Source organism: Paraburkholderia sediminicola, from assembly GCF_046027825.1.
GTDB classification, from domain to species: domain Bacteria; phylum Pseudomonadota; class Gammaproteobacteria; order Burkholderiales; family Burkholderiaceae; genus Paraburkholderia; species Paraburkholderia sediminicola_D.
The window spans coordinates 17774-33785 of record NZ_JAQQDU010000088.1 but is presented as its reverse complement, the minus strand read 5'-3'; the positions used below and the strand labels follow the sequence as shown (position 1 = coordinate 33785).

14 protein-coding genes and 1 pseudogene are annotated in these 16012 nt (G+C 59.2%); 14 read left to right on the top strand and 1 reads right to left on the bottom strand.

Going from position 1 to position 16012, the window contains the following annotated elements; all coding sequences use genetic code 11:
* Positions 1-24: 24 nt before the first annotated feature.
* Positions 25-192 (top strand): annotated as a pseudogene (locus tag PQQ96_RS33265) (MarR family transcriptional regulator); the annotation flags it as partial.
* A gap of 207 nt (positions 193-399) precedes the next feature.
* On the opposite strand, the gene PQQ96_RS33260 reads toward PQQ96_RS33265, so the two are convergent.
* Complete coding sequence (locus PQQ96_RS33260) at positions 400-1464, bottom strand: LacI family DNA-binding transcriptional regulator (protein WP_408300390.1); 1065 nt, start codon at positions 1462-1464, stop codon at positions 400-402.
* A 503-nt stretch (positions 1465-1967) separates the two neighbouring features.
* Between PQQ96_RS33260 and PQQ96_RS33255 the strand changes: the two genes are divergently transcribed.
* From PQQ96_RS33255 to PQQ96_RS33195, 13 genes are all read left to right on the top strand, one after another.
* Positions 1968-2984 (top strand): phosphotransferase family protein, encoded by a 1017-nt coding sequence (locus tag PQQ96_RS33255; RefSeq protein ID WP_408300386.1) that lies wholly within the window; start codon positions 1968-1970, stop codon positions 2982-2984.
* Complete coding sequence (eno, locus tag PQQ96_RS33250; protein ID WP_408300385.1) at positions 2981-4267, top strand: phosphopyruvate hydratase; 1287 nt, start codon at positions 2981-2983, stop codon at positions 4265-4267. The genes PQQ96_RS33255 and eno overlap by 4 nt, the downstream gene beginning before the upstream one ends.
* Positions 4264-5208 (top strand): 2-hydroxyacid dehydrogenase, encoded by a 945-nt coding sequence (locus PQQ96_RS33245; RefSeq protein WP_408300383.1) that lies wholly within the window; start codon positions 4264-4266, stop codon positions 5206-5208. The genes eno and PQQ96_RS33245 overlap by 4 nt, the downstream gene beginning before the upstream one ends.
* Positions 5209-5266: 58 nt before the next feature.
* Positions 5267-6679 carry an MFS transporter gene (locus PQQ96_RS33240; protein ID WP_408300382.1) on the top strand — a complete coding sequence of 471 codons (1413 nt, stop codon included), beginning with the start codon at positions 5267-5269 and terminating at the stop codon, positions 6677-6679.
* 54 nt (positions 6680-6733) lie between these two features.
* A complete protein-coding gene (locus PQQ96_RS33235) occupies positions 6734-7768 on the top strand; it encodes a CDP-6-deoxy-delta-3,4-glucoseen reductase (RefSeq protein WP_408300380.1) in 1035 nt (344 codons plus the stop codon).
* Between the two features lie 33 nt (positions 7769-7801).
* Positions 7802-8299, top strand: a complete 498-nt coding sequence (locus tag PQQ96_RS33230; RefSeq protein WP_408300378.1) for a VOC family protein — start codon at positions 7802-7804, stop codon at positions 8297-8299.
* Positions 8296-9213: a fumarylacetoacetate hydrolase family protein gene (locus PQQ96_RS33225; protein WP_408300376.1), complete on the top strand. Its 918-nt coding sequence runs from the start codon at positions 8296-8298 to the stop codon at positions 9211-9213. The genes PQQ96_RS33230 and PQQ96_RS33225 overlap by 4 nt, the downstream gene beginning before the upstream one ends.
* A gap of 155 nt (positions 9214-9368) precedes the next feature.
* Complete coding sequence (locus PQQ96_RS33220) at positions 9369-10220, top strand: fumarylacetoacetate hydrolase family protein (protein WP_408300374.1); 852 nt, start codon at positions 9369-9371, stop codon at positions 10218-10220.
* 39 nt (positions 10221-10259) lie between these two features.
* The gene (locus tag PQQ96_RS33215) at positions 10260-11099 is read left to right on the top strand and encodes a VOC family protein (RefSeq protein ID WP_408300372.1); all 840 of its coding nucleotides are present in this window, start codon (positions 10260-10262) and stop codon (positions 11097-11099) included.
* A 99-nt stretch (positions 11100-11198) separates the two neighbouring features.
* Positions 11199-12266, top strand: coding sequence for a quinone oxidoreductase family protein (locus PQQ96_RS33210; protein WP_408300370.1), 1068 nt, complete (start codon positions 11199-11201; stop codon positions 12264-12266).
* Positions 12267-12560: 294 nt separating this feature from the next.
* Positions 12561-12761 (top strand): hypothetical protein, encoded by a 201-nt coding sequence (locus PQQ96_RS33205; protein WP_408300368.1) that lies wholly within the window; start codon positions 12561-12563, stop codon positions 12759-12761.
* Positions 12762-12950: 189 nt separating this feature from the next.
* Positions 12951-14636 carry a DUF1302 domain-containing protein gene (locus tag PQQ96_RS33200; RefSeq protein ID WP_408300367.1) on the top strand — a complete coding sequence of 562 codons (1686 nt, stop codon included), beginning with the start codon at positions 12951-12953 and terminating at the stop codon, positions 14634-14636.
* 11 nt (positions 14637-14647) lie between these two features.
* Positions 14648-16012: a DUF1329 domain-containing protein gene (locus PQQ96_RS33195; RefSeq protein WP_408300365.1), complete on the top strand. Its 1365-nt coding sequence runs from the start codon at positions 14648-14650 to the stop codon at positions 16010-16012.

The window sequence follows — 16012 nt, the reverse complement described above, 5'->3', positions numbered from 1 at the left end:
AATAATTGTCTACGCACTTAAATTATGACAGACCGACCTTCTGCGCTTTCTTCAGAAGTCAGCGAGCAACGACTAGGCGAAAGTGTTGGTCATCTGATTTCGCGCGCTGAATCGGTGATGTCGAACCTGGTCACGCAGCGCGCGATGGCGGAATTGGACATTACTAGCACCCAAGGCAGCATTCTGTTTGTCTGGAAAGCGTCATATCTGCATGCAGTTCCCTGCGGCCGTGCCGCATGATGAACTGGCCACACAGTTCCGGGCACGGCTGCTTCTGACTCGGTCGTACGATATGTACTGCTTACTCACCGCCCCACCGATCGGCCGCCGATCCGTTGGGGCTGCCCGCCTCGAGTATGATAACGCTCCCGCATGCGCACCCGGTTACCGACGCCAAACTCATTCAACCCATGGCGCGGTCGAGCCACGCAAGACGAGCGTGGGCGCAAACAGCACCTCGGTGGGCGCAGGAGGGTCGCTGGTATCTGCGTGATGTGACAGTGCGTGCGAGAGCAGAACACTTGCCGCGCTCGTCGCAATGTCCTCGACAGGCAGGCGGACGGTTGTGATGCCGCCCTCTGCCAGCTCGAACCAGGCTGGGTCATGGTAGCCAACGACCGAGAAGTCGCGCGGCCAACTAAGACGCATCGCCCGCAACGCTTGCAATGCACCCAGTGTCAGTTCCGCACTACCGAGTATCAGTCCGGTCGGCCGATTCTTCGCGGACATCATCGACGTCACGGCATGGCGGGCGAATTCCGGGCGAGGTGGGCCCAGCCATACGGCCGCCGGGGTCAGCGAGTGTTCTGCCAAGGCATCCTGGAAGCCCGCCAAACGGCTGCGTCCGGTGCTCCGCGATTCGTCGCCACCTATATATCCGAGACGCTTGTGTCCGTAGCTGAGCAGGTGCCGCGTCGCGGCCAGGATGCCTTCGCGATCGTCAATCAGCACCGCGTTGCCGGCGAATCTCGGGTGGACGCGTATCAACTGGACCACTTCGATGTTACGCAGCAGCGCCTCCGTTTCAGGACGTGGGGATGCGCTGGGGACAATGATGATGCCGGCTGGGCGCGTTTCCAGGATGGTGCGCACCTCGCTCAGTTCGCGGTCGCCGTTGTCGTCGGTGACCGATAGCAACAGGTGCATGGAACGCGCGGCGAGCGCATCGGCAAGGACCTTTGCAACGGTTGCATAAAAATCATTTTGCACATCAGGGATGACCAGCCCCACAAGCGAACTGCGCATGCCACGCATGGTTCTTGCCGATGCCGACGGCACATAGCCCATCTGCTCCACAGCCATGCGTACGCGTAACTTCGTCTTGTCGCTGATTCTCGGACTGTCGGCCAATGCACGGGAGACCGTGGTATGCGAGACGTTCAACGCTCGCGCAATATCCCTGATCGTTATCTCTGCGCTTTCCCGGAATCGCGACTTCGGGTCCGACGCGTCACCACTCAACATATTGATCACCTGTATTCCAGACAACACGACTTATAACACGGCAGTCCCGGAGGTACAGCTAACACGGTGTTCACCGTGCGGATTCTCTAATGGCCGCGCAATCCGAAACCATAGCGCTGCCGCCCGGTCGGCGGTCTTGCTAAGGACGCGTGCGTGCTCCCGGCGCTTTCTCGTGCCCGGTGCATGGGCACCGGGTAAATGCAATTCCGCGTTGCCCGCAGCATTGTTCGCCGCCCGGTCCCGGCATGTCTGGAAGACGACCTTCATGGATTCGTTCCGTAGACATTTGCGCGGAATAAAGCACACGTGTGTTCCCTTTTTTGGGGAATCATAAAGGTTGGAAGTACATCGGATATAAGAGAAAACCCTTGTTTTCCTAGGTTGATATCGCATTTTAACGCTCGACTTGGGAAGTTGGATTGCGTGCGGACAATTTTATTGCACACGTGTGTCCTTTGATGTATCTTCTCTCGAACACAGTCGAAAAAGGGAGGGGGCGCAGGATGGGACTCGAATTGGCCGATGACGACGTGCGTGCACTGTGCGAATCGCTGCGCCGCATGCAGCTCGTCAGACCGGGGGAGAACCCGATATTGACGCCGCTCACGGGCGGGGTGTCGTCACAGATCGTATGCGTCGATATCTCGGGAGGGCAGTTGTGCGTTAAGCGTGCATTGTCCCGACTGCGAGTCGCGGCGGACTGGTTTGCGCCTTTGGAGCGCAATGCAGCCGAAGTGGCGTGGATGAAGCTCGCATCCAAGTTGGTTCCCGGCTGCGTGCCGGCTATCTTGGGCGAGGACGGCGAGGCCCGCGCATTTGCCATGGCTTACCTCGATCCCAATGTCTTTCGCGTATGGAAGGACGATCTACTTGCCGGTACGGCCGATGCGAGTGTTGCCAGCGCAGTCGGGACAATTCTCGCCACGATCCATGGGGCGACAGCCGGCGATGAGGCCGTGGCGCGCACGTTTGCTACTGACGCGAGTTTCTTTGCGCTGCGCCTCGAACCTTATTTTGTCGCGAGTGCAGCGGTCAACCCGGACTGCTCTGCAGCGCTGATGCGTCTGGTCGACATCACGTCCCGGACCAAGCGCGCGCTTGTGCACGGGGACGTGAGTCCGAAAAACATCCTTGTTGGCCCAGCCGGTCCCGTCTTCCTCGATGCCGAATGCGCGTGGTATGGCGACCCCGCGTTCGACGTCGCATTCTGCCTGACGCACTTGCTACTGAAATCTGTCTGGCGGCCGGATGCTGCACATCAATTCCTGCATTGCTTCGACGCGCTCAGGCAGGCCTATTTCGCTGTTGCCGTGTGGGAACGCGCGGACGAGTTGGAAGCGCGTGCAGCGATGCTGTTACCCGCCATCCTTCTCGCGCGGATAGACGGGAAATCGCCGGTCGAATACGTGACGCAGCGCGAAGATCGCGAGCGTGTCCGTGGCTTTGCCAAGCCTTTCGTTATCGAAGCGCCGAAGACGCTCGATGCCATCAGAAATCGTTGGACTCAGGAATTCGCATGAAAACTATCATCAAGAGCATCATCGGACGACGTATTTGGGATTCGCGCGGCAGGCCGACGATCGAGGTCGACGTCGAACTGTCGGGCGGCCGCCGCGGCCGGGGTATTGCGCCGTCCGGCGCGTCGCGCGGCAGCAACGAGGCGATCGACCTGCGGGATGGCGGTAGCCTGCTTGGCGGCTACGGCGTGCAGGACGCGCTGTCGAACGTCAACGATCTTATCGCGCCGGCGCTCGTCGGCATGAACGCCGAGGATCAGGAGGGCGTGGATGCGGCGCTGATCGAGCTCGACGGCACGCCAAACAAATCGCGACTTGGCGGCAACGCGACGATCGCGACTTCGATGGCGGTGTTGAGCGCAGCTGCTGGTGCTGCGGGCCGGCCGCTGTGGCGATACCTAGCTGGGGATCAGTCCGTCAGAATGCCCTTGCCGGAGATCCAGATTTTCGGTGGCGGAGCGCACGCGGGTCGTCGCACTGACATCCAGGATTTTCTGATCATGCCGCTCGGCGCGCAGAGCTTCGACGAGGCGCTGTTCATGGCAGCCGAAGTTTACCGTGCGGCTGGCGACTTGATGGCCTCGCTCGGGCGACGTTCCGGCGTAGCGGACGAAGGCGGATGGTGGCCCAATTTCACTTCGAACGAAGAAGCGCTTCAGGTTTTGGCCCGCTCGATCGAACGGGCGGGATACCGGCACGACCAGGTGGCGATTTCGCTGGACATTGCGGCCTCCGAGTTCGGCCGCAATGGGCTCTACAAGCCGGCGCTCGACGACTGCGAATACGATACGTCAGCGTGGATCGACGTCGTGCTCGGCTGGTTGAAGCGCTACCCCATTGTGTCGGTGGAGGACCCCGTCGCGGAAGACGATCCGGAGGGGATGCGCATCTTCACCGAGGCCGTTGGCGATAGCGTGCAGGTCATCGGCGACGATTTCCTAGTGACGGCGGCCGAGCGCGTCAGCGCGGCCGCGGCGGCGGGTCAATGCAACGCCGTGCTGGTTAAGCCGAACCAGGCCGGCACGATCACCGAAACACAACGCACCCTGAGGGTGGCCAAGGAACTCGGCTGGGGCACGATCGTCTCGGCTCGCTCGGGGGAGAGCGAGGATGCAACGATTACTCATCTCGCCGTCGGCTGGGACGCGGGGCAACTGAAGGTCGGTTCGTTCGCCCGTTCGGAGCGCATGGCGAAGTGGAATGAAGGCCTGCGCATCGAAGAGACGATTGGCGCCAGCGCGCGTTTTGCAGGATGGTCGGCGCTGCCGGTACGGAGCCTGACATGAAGGCAGTTCTTCAATATGCGGCGAGCGAGGGCTTCCGCCGGCGCCTGATCGAGACTCAACCCGAGTGGCTTGACATCGTCGTGCTGGACGGCGCCGACGCGCGTCAGGCTCGCGCTCAACTCGAAGATGCGGACGTGCTGCTTCACGTGCTGGCTCCGGTGACTACGGACGTGCTCCGGTCCGCGCCCAGGCTCAAGCTGGTGCAGAAAATCGGTGTCGGGATCAATACCATCGACGTGGAGACGGCGAAGTCCCTCGGTATTGCGGTGGCCAATATGCCCGGTACCAACAGCCAGGCGGTGGCGGAGCATACGCTCGCGCTCATGCTTGGGGCGCTCAGGCGGATCGTCTATTTCGACGGCATTTTCCGGCAGGGTGATGGATGGAATATCCCGCCCGACACGTTCGATACGGTCAGCGAGATCTCGGGCCGGGTAGTTGGCTTCGTCGGATATGGCGCGGTACCGCAACGGTTGGCAACCGCCTTGACCGCACTCGGCGCTCAAGTCGTTTTTTACACGCAGGGCGACTCGCCGGATGGCCCGGCACGCCGGTTGCCGACGCTCGAAGCGCTTCTGGAGCAATCCGACATCGTCTCACTGCATGTCCCCCTGACAGCAGAAACGGCCTCGCTGCTCGATGCGAAAACCTTCGGTCTGATGAAGGCGGGGAGTGTCTTGGTCAATACGGCGCGAGGCGAACTGGTCGACGAGCACGCCCTCGTCGAGGCGTTGCGCTCAGGCAGGCTCGCCGCAGCAGGGCTTGACGTGTTCGCGGCAGAGCCGGTGCGTCCGGACAACCCCCTGCTTTCGCTGCCGAACGTGGTCGTCACGCCTCACATCGCGTGGCTTACGCCGCAGACGCTGGAGCGGAGCATCAAGGTGATTATGGAGAATTGCCGCCGACTAAAGGAAGGTGAGCCCTTGCTGCATCGCGTATAGCGACGATGTCGCGACCAGAACACGTAAGCGATTCTATGTGCTTGCGGGTCTGGATGTCGTGAGCAAGGTCCGAGCAGGAAAAAAGGAAGCATTGCCGGGAACGGCCAATTGCGAACGAATCAAGGAGACAGTCACTTTGAAAACCATTCCAGAATCATCGGTTCCGAATCATGCCGTTGCCGCGCTCCGGTCTGAGGCATTCCTCGACGCGAATGGCCGCATCTACGGCGGATGGCTTGCGACGTTCGCGTCGATGATCGGAATGGCGCTTGGGCCCAACTGTATTCTCGCGTTCTGCTTCGGCTCTTTTGTTATGCCGTTAGAGCGCGAATTTGGATGGGGACTGGGCGCGATTTCATTGGGCGCGACGTTGATTTCCGCGATGATTGTGGTGACCTCGCTGATCGCGGGTTACCTGGTCGACCGGGTAGGCTGCCGCAAACTGGTGCTCGGCTCCATGCCGCTCTTCGCGGCCGGTGTGTCGGGCCTGTCACACCTGAACTCGAATATCCTCGTATTTTACGCGGCACTGGTCCTTGTCTCGTCGCTCGGATTGGGCGTATGGCACATATCGTATAACAAGATTACGGCTGGCTGGTTCGATAGACGCTTGGGGCTCAGCCTCGGTTTCGCAAATGCCGGCATTGGGATCGGCGCCGCGGTTCTGCCCGCGCTGGTCGCGGTCGTGATTGCTGGTTATGGCTGGCGCACCGCCTACGGGGTCCTCGGTATCCTGGCGCTGGTTCCTTGGCCGATTGCTCTGTTTGCATTGAAAGATGCCGCCCCGGCGCGCGACGACCGATCTTCAGTTGTGCTGGAAGCGCCCGACGGCCTGAGCATGCGCGAGGCAAGCAGAACCTCCGAGTTCTGGGCAATCTTCGCCGGCTTTGCGATATTTGGCGCTACCAGCGGCACGATAGTTATCCACCAGGTTCACCTGCTGGTCGATTCCGGAATGTCGGCCAAGGACGCGGGGGTGCTGCAATCGGTCCTGGGAATCGCGTTGATCGTCGGTCGTGTCTGCACCGGGTGGCTCCTTGACCGCTTCAGGGCGCAGACGATCATGTGCATGCTTTGCCTGGCGGCTTCGGGTGCTCTCGCTCTCTTCGCAGCCGGCTCGCCCTATGGATCTGCTGCAGTCAGCGCGACGGTGATCGGTTTTGTCCTTGGGGCGGAGCTCGACGTTCTCGGCTTTCTCGTGCGGCGATACTTCGGACTGCGTGCGTTCAGCATGATCTACGGCGTCATCTTCTCCGGTTTTCAGATTGGCGCGGCCGTCTCGATTGCGATCGTCGGGATATCTCGCGCGATGCTCGGTTCCTATGCCATTCCACTTGCGGTCCTCGCTGTCGCGGTTTTCATCGCGGCGGTGCTGTTCTCGCGATTGAAACCGTATCGCTTCTCCGCTGGCGTGGAAGGAGACACGACTTATCCGGGCGAATTGAATCACGGAAAAGTTCAGGGAACTTGATGGCAACGATCGTTAGCTGAGTATTTTGACCCCCTCACGAAATTAGGAACAGGTATGTCGTTCAACGTCACAATCAAATGTTCTGGGCATAGCTATACCACAGCACCAGGTGCCAGCGTCCTGCAATCCGGTTTGAACGCGGGCTATATGCTTCCATACAACTGCCGCTCAGGACTTTGCCGGATGTGCAAGACGCGTGTACTTGAGGGTGAAATCGCTTATGGCGACAAACCGCTCGACTCGTATCTTTCGGAAAAGGACAGGGCTGAGGGGTTTGCCTTGCTATGCCAGGCACACGCGCTGTCGGATCTCGTGATCGATGCGGACGAACTCGTGGATCTGCAATCGGTGCGCTCGCGAATGGTTCCGTGCCGCATCGTGGGCCTGGATAAGGCGGCCCCGGACGTGATGATCGTCAAGCTGCGCCTGCCGATGAACGAAAACATGCTGTACATGGCGGGCCAGCATATCAGCATGATCTTGAACGAAAAAGTCGAACGCATGTATTCGATCGCGAATGCCTGCCGTCCCGAAGGGGTAACCGAACTTGAGTTGCACATCCGGCATCTTCCCGGCGGCGCATTCACGGACAGGCTGTTCAACGAGTTCAAGGTCAGGATGCTGAGCCGGTTCGAAGGGCCCCTCGGCACGTTCTTCATCCGGGAGCACAGCGCCAAGCCGATGATCTTCCTCGCCAGCGGGACTGGCTTCGCCCCGATCAAGGCGATGATGGAAGACGTTATCAACAAGGGCATCAATAAGGACCGGAAGGTAGATTTCTATTGGGGCGCGAGGAACCGGCGCGACCTGTACATGTACGACCTGGCGCAACAGTGGGCGCGTGATCACACCAATATCCGGTTCATTCCAGTACTGTCAGAGCCGACCTCGGAATGCGCATGGGACGGAGCGGTGGGCTTCGTGCACCAGCAGGTCATCTCCGACCATCCTGACCTGAGTTCGCACCAGATCTACGCGTGCGGCGCGCCGGTGATGGTCCGGGCGGCACGCAATGATTTCGTGGCGCAATGCAATGCCGACCCGAAGGACTTTTACGCGGACGAGTTCCTGTCGGCTGCTGACGCCTGAAGTTGGACCGCTATTGAACAGACAGGAGGAAACATGAGTGCGATTCGAGAGCTAGTTGCTGACCCGATTGCTGACCCGAAGGCTGAGGGTTCGGTGCTCAACCCCTATGTTTTGTCGCATGGCACGCTGGAGTGCCGAAGCCTCTACCTTTCCCGGAAATTCTATGAGGAGTTTCTTGGCTTCGAGTGCGCGGTGCACTCACCGACATCGATGGCAATTCGGCGCGGCTTCAAATTCCACATTGTGGTCGTGGAGATCGGTGACGAGATCGCGCCGAACCGGATCCTGAACCACTGGGGGATCGATATGCGCACGCGGGAGGAAGTCGATCGCGCGTACGAGGCCTGCTTCGCCAACAGGGAAAAGTACGGCATCCGGGAAATCAAGCCGCTGGTCGATCGGCACGGCGTATACGGGTTCTATTTCGAGGATCTGGATTACAACTGGTGGGAAGTGGAGTACTACCCGGACTTCCTGCATGACGACATTTTCGATTTTGGCGATCGCTACGAACTGAAGGAACCTAAATGAGTTTTGCACTTGGAACAATCGTTCTCGGCGAACGAGAGGAAGCCGCCCTCAGAATTGGCGCCCAGGCGTACACCATCCGTGACATCGCACAGGCGTTGAAGATTGATCTGCCTGATACGGTTTTGGGTTTGCTGAACCATTGGAGCGATGTTCTGCCCCGTCTGGAAGGTGCTGCGGCGGCGATCGGCAAGGGGAAGGTGCACGTCGCCGGCAGGGACCTTGCGGACGTCAAGCTGGCTCAGCCTGTGCGCTCCCGGAAGGTCTATTGCGTCGGCGCGAATTATGCCGACCATTTGCTGGAAATGGGCGCTTCAGACGCGCATAAGCCTGGGCAGCCACCGTTCTTCTTCATGAAGCCCGCTTCAACGGCGATTTGCGGCCCCGGCGATACGGTTCGCATTCCAGATGGCTGCGAAAACTTCGACTGGGAAGGCGAGGTTGTCGTGGTATTCGGCAAGGGCGGCAAGAATATCAGTCCCGATAAGGCGCTGGAGCATATCGCAGGCTACACACTCGGCATCGATTTCACCGCAAGGGATCAATTCGAGGCCCCCGAATTGTTGTTCCGGTTCAACTTTGCTTTAGGTAAATGCCAGGACAACACGGCTCCAGTCGGGCCCTGGATCGCTCCGTCCAGTAGTGTCGACGGTACGGATCTTCCGTTTTCTCTCGCCGTGAACGGCGTACAGAAGCAATCGTCCTCGACACGGATGATGCTGTACACACTCCAGGAGCAGATCGCGGAGATATCCAGACGCATCGCAATCGAACCGGGCGATTTGCTGTTCACCGGTACGCCGGCCGGCGTGGGACGCCCAAGAGGGGAGCGGATTCACCACGGCGACACGGTGGCCGTAACCGGCGATGTGATCGGGCGACTCGTCGTCCGCGTTCTCGCGAATGGCAATGACTGACAAGTACTGCGCAGACGCGTGGCGCGGTGGGTGGCGGTTGTGCCGCGGCCTCCTGCACGCGGGTTGTTACCGCACTTCTATCTGGCGTCGTTGTTGAACAAATTGATAGGCATACGAAGCAAAAAGTTGCGGTTGTTCCATGATGGAGAAAATACATGAAGTTGGTCAGCTTTAGTCACGATGGACGCCAGTCGTATGGCGTGGTGGTCAATGATGAGATTGTCGACGCTGCCCCTATTGCGGTCGAGGCAGGGCATACGCTTAGGCAGGCCCTGGAGCGCGGCAGTCTCGTCCGTCTCGCCGAGTTCGCGAACGGAGCGAAAACTCGGCTTGCATTGGACGAGGTGGCGTTACTGCCGGTCATCCCCGACCCGCAAAAGATCCTGTGCGTCGGCATCAACTATCTGACGCACGTTAAGGAGACCGGGCGCGAGGTGCCCCGATATCCGATGATATTCACGCGCTTTGCGGACTCGCAGACCGCGCACGGCGCGCCGATCGTGTGTCCTGGCGCGTCAGAGCAACTGGATTTCGAGGGTGAGCTGGCCGTTGTGATTGGCCGCACCGCCCGTCACGTGAAGGCGGCCGACGCATTGGGGTACGTGGCGGGCTATTCCTGCTACAACGACGGCAGTGTGCGCGACTGGCAGAAGCACACGATCCAGTTTGTCCCGGGCAAGAATTTTCCGGCCACTGGGGCTTTCGGCCCCTGGCTCGTGACGGCCGATGAACTCGGGGATCCATCACGGCTGACGTTGTCCACGCGCCTGAACGACGTCGTCGTCCAGGAGGCCCGCACCGACGATATGGTTTTCGATGTGCCTTCGCTTATTGAGTACTGCAGCACATTCACCGAGTTGAACCCCGGAGACGTAATCATTTCAGGTACGCCGGGTGGGGTTGGTGCGTTCCGGAATCCGCCGCTGTGGATGAAGCCGGGCGATGTGGTTGAGGTCGAGATATCCGGAGTCGGCACGTTGTGCAACACGATTGCCGGTGAAGCATAGGCGAAACGCTGAAGTGAGCCATCAAGGAGTGACTCGATAATGTTTACGTTGCAACAGCAAACTCCGGCGCGGCTGCATCATCTGCACGTCGTCAGTGACGATCCCGCGCGTCTTGCCGAGTTCTACTGCCGCCAGTTGGACCTCGAGCAGCTCCCGGGCGAAGGACCAACACTCGTCCTGGCGGGTCCTGAGCGTGCCATGACAATCAGCCCGTCCGGGCAGCACGTCGAACCGCACTATGGCTACGCACTATCACATGGTGACGCGCTTGAGCGCTTGCGTGCGAATTTGTCGACGCACAACGTGCGTTGCACGATGCTCGACGATCCGTTGTTCGAATGCGGTGCATTCCTGATTGCCGATCCCCAGGGGCGCCGGCTTGTCTTCGGCCTGCCTGTCCAAGCGCATGCCGGCAAAGGCGTCCCGGCGCGTTTGCAGCATACGGTATTCCAGACGACCGAGCTGGATCGCGTCGTGCGGTTCTACGTCGAGAAAGTTGGCTTCACGGTCTCGGACGAAGTGGTTGACGACGACGGAACGGTGATGACGGTATTCATGCGCTCGGACGACGAGCATCACACGCTCGCTTTTTTTCGCGGCAGCGGCAACGAATGGGATCACCACTGCTACGAAACCTCTGAGTGGAACGACATCCGCGATTGGGGCGACCGGTTTGCCGCCGCACAGGTACCCATTTTTTTCGGCCCTGGCCGGCACGGACCCGGGAACAACCTCTTCTTCATGGTCACTGATCCGGACGGCAATCGGCTGGAGTTTTCGGCCGAATTGCAGCATGTGGACGCGCGCACGCCGCCGGGAGTCTGGCCGCATGCGGAGCGTACGCTCAACTCGTGGGGTAGGGCCTGGGTTCGCACCTGAGCGTCGTGGTGAAGAATGTTATGCACATGTCTAAAGTCGTGTGCGACTTGAAGTAAGCAAGTGGCGAACGCCTTTCAAATCAACGTCAGGAGTATTTGAATGATGAAAGCAGTACGTATGATCCAGCATGGCAGTGTCGATACGCTGGTGTATGACGATTTCCCCATGCCCGAAGTAGGCGAACATGATGTGCTGGTTCGCGTCCTGGCAACGACTGTTTCGCGCTGGGATATCAAATACCGCGAAGGGGAAATGAAGGGCATAGGCGGCTTGCCAGGACGCAAGAAATTCCCGTTGCCGATGCAGCCAGGACGCGATGCTGCAGGCGTTGTCGAAGCAGTCGGGTCTGCTGTACGCACGTTTCGACCGGGCGACCGGGTCGTCGGCCTCGTGCATCCGGCCAATCCAATGTCGCCGATGACGGTGCGCGGTCTCAGCAATCTATCGACTGACATCGATTACCCGGGCCATACCATGTTCGGTGGAAACGCGCAGTTTGTTGCGCGCCCGGAGTCGTATTGGCTGCCTCTGCCGGAGAGTGTGTCACCGCAACTGGCGGCTGCGGCGATGTGGTCGTATGCGACATCTCATCGCATCTTGACGGAGCGGCTGAACGCGCGGGTCGGCGATACGCTGCTTGTGGTTGGGGGCTCAGGTGGAATGGGCTCGGCGACGCTTGATCTGGCGAGAGCGATGGGTATTCGCACTGTCGCCGTTACACGATCGCCCCGGAAGATCGACTTCCTCAAGTTCCTCGGCGCATCGCATACGTTCCTCCTGCCCGGCGACGATATTGCAAGTGAAATCCGTTCGGTTGGCGGCGAACTCGGACTCGACGGCGCGGTCGATTTCAGTGGGGACTCGACCATGTTGAGGCTGGGGTTGGACGTCCTTCGCCCGGCAGGAACGTTGGTGATCGCGGCCCATGTTGGCAACACGCCTAATTTGCCGATTACCGCTTTCGACTGCGTTCGTCTTGAAGTCAATATTCGCGGAGCGCGGGCGTCGACTGTGCACGATCAGCGTACGGTACTCAAGCTCCTGGAGCAGGGGGTTATCAGTCCGGCCATTCAGACAGTTATGCCACTGTCTGAAGTGCGTGCTGCCCAGACGCTGTTGGACAGCGGTGATGTTTCGGGGCGAATCGTACTCGACCCGTGGGCATAGACGCATCGGGCGTGTCAGCCTGACATCGATAATCATCCGGAACGGCTCTCACAGAGCCTCCCCACAGAATTCCATCTTTTCAGATTTGCCTCGGGGAAGACTTGCCGATTAGAGCACACGTGTGCTTTTTAATATTAGACAAGTCCGGATATCTGATCATCAATTCGCTATATATGCGAAATACTCGGATTAATTAGTGTTAACGATGAGAATTACGGGCCGCAAATTTATTGCACACGTGTGTCCTTTGCGGTATCTTACTTTCAAACATGGGTAAAAAAGGAGGGGACGCAGATGGAAGTCGAGTTGGCGGGTGCCGTCGCAAAGGCGTTGTCACTACGCTGCCTCTTCCGCTTCCAGCCGCTGGGCGCAACGGCCAACGACGAGCGTCGGTCCTGCATAGTCCGGTCGCGCGCACAGTTCATTGCCCTGCGGCTTGAACCTTCTTTTCTCTCAAGTGCTAAAACCAATTCGGCGGAAATGACCGGGTTGTGAAAAAACTGGCGGTTTAATCCAAACGACGATCCTTGATCACTGGCCGCGCCCGGAGGTTCGGCTTTGGGTGCTGCACGTCTTCAGTTTGAAGGTTCTTTCGTCAAAGGTCGTAAGCGTTGGTTTGGCCATGGCGATAGCGACAAGCACATAAAAAAATGGGTAGTTAGAACCGATATTGGAGGAGATTAGATGTACTCAATTTCACGTGCGAAGAGGTCGGCGCAGAGACGCGGCGCGGCCGTTGTCCCGAGGTCGGCATTCAGGCGCAGCGCATTGGCTGGTGCAGCCTTTCTTGCGATGCTAGCCACTGACGATGCCTCGGCCTACCGGTTCCAGACTGGCATTCCAGACCTCACAGTCGAGTGGGACAACACCATTCAGTACACGGTGCTCGATCGCGTCGATAGCCAGTCACCGACACTGATTGCGAACCCGAATCTTGACGACGGGGACCGCAACTTCAACAAAGGCATCGTGAGCAATCGCGTCGACCTGTTCTCGGAGTTCGATCTGGCGTACAAGAATTTCGGCGCGCGCGTCAGCGCGGAGGCGTGGTACGACACCGCGTATCACGGAACGAACGATAACAATTCGCCCGGAACGGCAAATGCCTCGTCGGTGCCGTACAACCAGTTCACCTCGGCGACGACGACGTATATGGGCCAGGACGTCCGGTTGATGGACGCGTTTGTCTATGGACATACGGACATCGGTAATACGACGTTGAGCTTCCGCGCGGGCCGCCACGCGTTGATCTGGGGCGAATCGCTCTTTTTCGGCGCAAACGGTATCGCGGGCGCGATGGCGCCGATTGACTACGTCAAACTGGAGTCGGTACCGGGCACGCCGTTCAAGGAAGTCATCCTTCCTACCAACCAGCTATCGGGCGAAGTCCAACTGAACAGTTCCGTGTCGATTGCGGGGTACTACAAGCTTGAATGGGAGCGCGATCAGCTTCCGGCAGCGGGCAGCTATTTCTCGACGGTCGACTTCATGGACGTGGGCGGCGAACGGATTCTGGCCGGGCCGCCTGGCTCACCGCTCTACTTTGGGCGCGTTGGCGATATGACGCCGAAGAACTCGGGTGAGGGCGGCATCGCGTTGCGGATTAGCCCAGTGAACCACCCGGTCGACTATGGATTGTACGTCGTTCAGTTTCATTCACCCGACCCGGTTGTCTATGTCACGCCGACCGGCGGCTATCCCCGATTGGGCAATTATCAGTTGGTGTTCCCGCAGGGCATCCAGGCGTACGGCGCGAGCGCCTCAACGGCAATCGGCGACGTGAGCCTGGGTGGCGAAGTGTCGATGCGAACCAATATGCCGCTTGTTCCGAACGGTGGATCGGCGACTGTGCTGCCGGGTAGCGGGGCAAACAACAGCAACAATCCGGCATACCCGGTCGGGCGCACCGCTCACGCGAACTTCAACTGGATCTGGAGTTTGCCCCGTACGCCGATCTTCGACAGCGCCGAGTTTCTAGGCGAAGTGGCGTGGAACCGGCGTCTAAGCATTCAGCAGAATGCGGCGGACCTCGATCCCAACTCGACACGCGATGCAAGCGCGATGCGGCTTGTGTTTACTCCAAGCTATCTTCAGGTTCTTTCCGGCGTCGACCTTACGGTGCCGATCGGCATCAGCTATGGCATCAGTGGCCGCTCGTCGGTGATCAACCCGGGTTTCGGCGTGTACCACGGCGGGGACATGAGCATCGGCGTCACGGCGACCTATGAACACCGCTATCACGTAGGGCTCAACTATGTCCATTACTACGGTGCACTAGCGCCGGTGGTGAATCAAACGAATGCGTATACGTATGGGCAATACATGAAGGATCGTGACTTCGTTTCATTGACCTTCTCTGGCACTTTCTAAGGATGTTCGAGATGAAATTTCGCAATACGGTTCCCATGCTGATGCTGTGTGCCGCTCTCGGCGCAGCATCGGCTTATGCAGAGGTTTCTCCGGAAGAAGCCGCTCAACTTAAGACGACCTTGACACCGTTTGGTGCGGAGAAGGCTGGCAACAAGGACGGCACGATCCCTGCCTGGACAGGGGGCGACACGACGATCTCGCCGGGCTTTAAACCGGGCGGCCGGCGACCAGACCCATTCGCGAGCGAGAAGCCGCTGTATTCGATTACCGCCAAAAACGTCGCGCAATACGCGGACAAGCTGACCGACGGCCAGCAGGCGATGTTCAGGAAGTACCCAACCTACCGCATCGATGTGTATCCAACTCATCGTACGGCGGCTGCGCCGCAATGGGTGTACGACAACACGTTCAGGAACGCCACGCGAGCGAAGGAAACGAAAGGCGGTTACTCGATTGAAGGGGCCTACGGCGGCATTCCTTTTCCGATTCCAAAAGATGGCGTGCAGGCGATGTGGAATCACATCCTGAGCTGGAAAGGTGAAACGACAAAATACGACTTCCGGGTCTACGTGACACCAACCGATGGCAAGAGCTTCATGGTGTCGGACAACATCGACGATACGCAAAATCCGTACTACTACAAGGATGGATCGCTTGAGACAGTCAAGGGAACATTCTTCAATAAAGTGCGTATCACCACCGAGGGACCGCCAGAGCACGTCGGCGAAGCGGTGATCACCTGGGACACCCTTGACCCGATCGGCGAGGGGCGCCAGGCGTGGGTCTACCTCACCGGCCAGCGCCGCGTGCGCAAATTGCCGGACCTGGCCTACGACACGCCAAGCCTGTTTACGTCGGGTGTCAGCAATAACGACGAGATCTATGTGTTCAACGGACCGATGGACCGGTACGACTGGAAGATTGTCGGTAAGCGCGAAATGCTCGTCCCCTATAACAGCAACAAGATTTTTGGTCCGGACAAGGACAGCGACATCATGAGTGAACGCTTCCTGAACCCGGAGCACGTTCGCTGGGAATTGCATCGCGTCTGGGTGGTCGAGGCGACGCTGCGCGACGGCAAGCGCCACGTGATGCCCAGGCGCCGTTTCTATCTGGATGAGGATACCTGGCGTGCGGTGCTGGCGGACAGCTGGGATGCCAAGGGGCAACTGTGGAAGACCTACTGGGCTCTCAGCTTCGACTGTCCGGACGTGCCGGGCGTAATGCTTGGGATGTTTGGCAGTTACAACCTGCTAAACGGCGAGTGGATCGCCAATAACGTGATGAACGAGAAATCGGCGCAAATGACTTTTCCGCCGCGCTGGCCTGAGAATCACTTCACGGCAGAATCGCTCTCCGCTGAAGGAGTCCGGTAG

What these genes read in the sequence shown, in the direction of transcription:
- PQQ96_RS33230 (WP_408300378.1), top strand. Translation starts at nt 7,802, where the DNA reads ATGAGTGCGATTCGAGAGCTAGTTGCTGACCCGATTGCTGACCCGAAG.
- PQQ96_RS33255 (WP_408300386.1), top strand. Translation starts at nt 1,968, where the DNA reads ATGGGACTCGAATTGGCCGATGACGACGTGCGTGCACTGTGCGAATCG.
- PQQ96_RS33195 (WP_408300365.1), top strand. Translation starts at nt 14,648, where the DNA reads ATGAAATTTCGCAATACGGTTCCCATGCTGATGCTGTGTGCCGCTCTC.
- PQQ96_RS33235 (WP_408300380.1), top strand. Translation starts at nt 6,734, where the DNA reads ATGTCGTTCAACGTCACAATCAAATGTTCTGGGCATAGCTATACCACA.
- PQQ96_RS33215 (WP_408300372.1), top strand. Translation starts at nt 10,260, where the DNA reads ATGTTTACGTTGCAACAGCAAACTCCGGCGCGGCTGCATCATCTGCAC.
- PQQ96_RS33245 (WP_408300383.1), top strand. Translation starts at nt 4,264, where the DNA reads ATGAAGGCAGTTCTTCAATATGCGGCGAGCGAGGGCTTCCGCCGGCGC.
- PQQ96_RS33200 (WP_408300367.1), top strand. Translation starts at nt 12,951, where the DNA reads ATGTACTCAATTTCACGTGCGAAGAGGTCGGCGCAGAGACGCGGCGCG.
- PQQ96_RS33220 (WP_408300374.1), top strand. Translation starts at nt 9,369, where the DNA reads ATGAAGTTGGTCAGCTTTAGTCACGATGGACGCCAGTCGTATGGCGTG.
- PQQ96_RS33260 (WP_408300390.1), bottom strand. Translation starts at nt 1,464, where the DNA reads ATGTTGAGTGGTGACGCGTCGGACCCGAAGTCGCGATTCCGGGAAAGC.
- eno (WP_408300385.1), top strand. Translation starts at nt 2,981, where the DNA reads ATGAAAACTATCATCAAGAGCATCATCGGACGACGTATTTGGGATTCG.
- PQQ96_RS33225 (WP_408300376.1), top strand. Translation starts at nt 8,296, where the DNA reads ATGAGTTTTGCACTTGGAACAATCGTTCTCGGCGAACGAGAGGAAGCC.
- PQQ96_RS33210 (WP_408300370.1), top strand. Translation starts at nt 11,199, where the DNA reads ATGATGAAAGCAGTACGTATGATCCAGCATGGCAGTGTCGATACGCTG.
- PQQ96_RS33205 (WP_408300368.1), top strand. Translation starts at nt 12,561, where the DNA reads ATGGAAGTCGAGTTGGCGGGTGCCGTCGCAAAGGCGTTGTCACTACGC.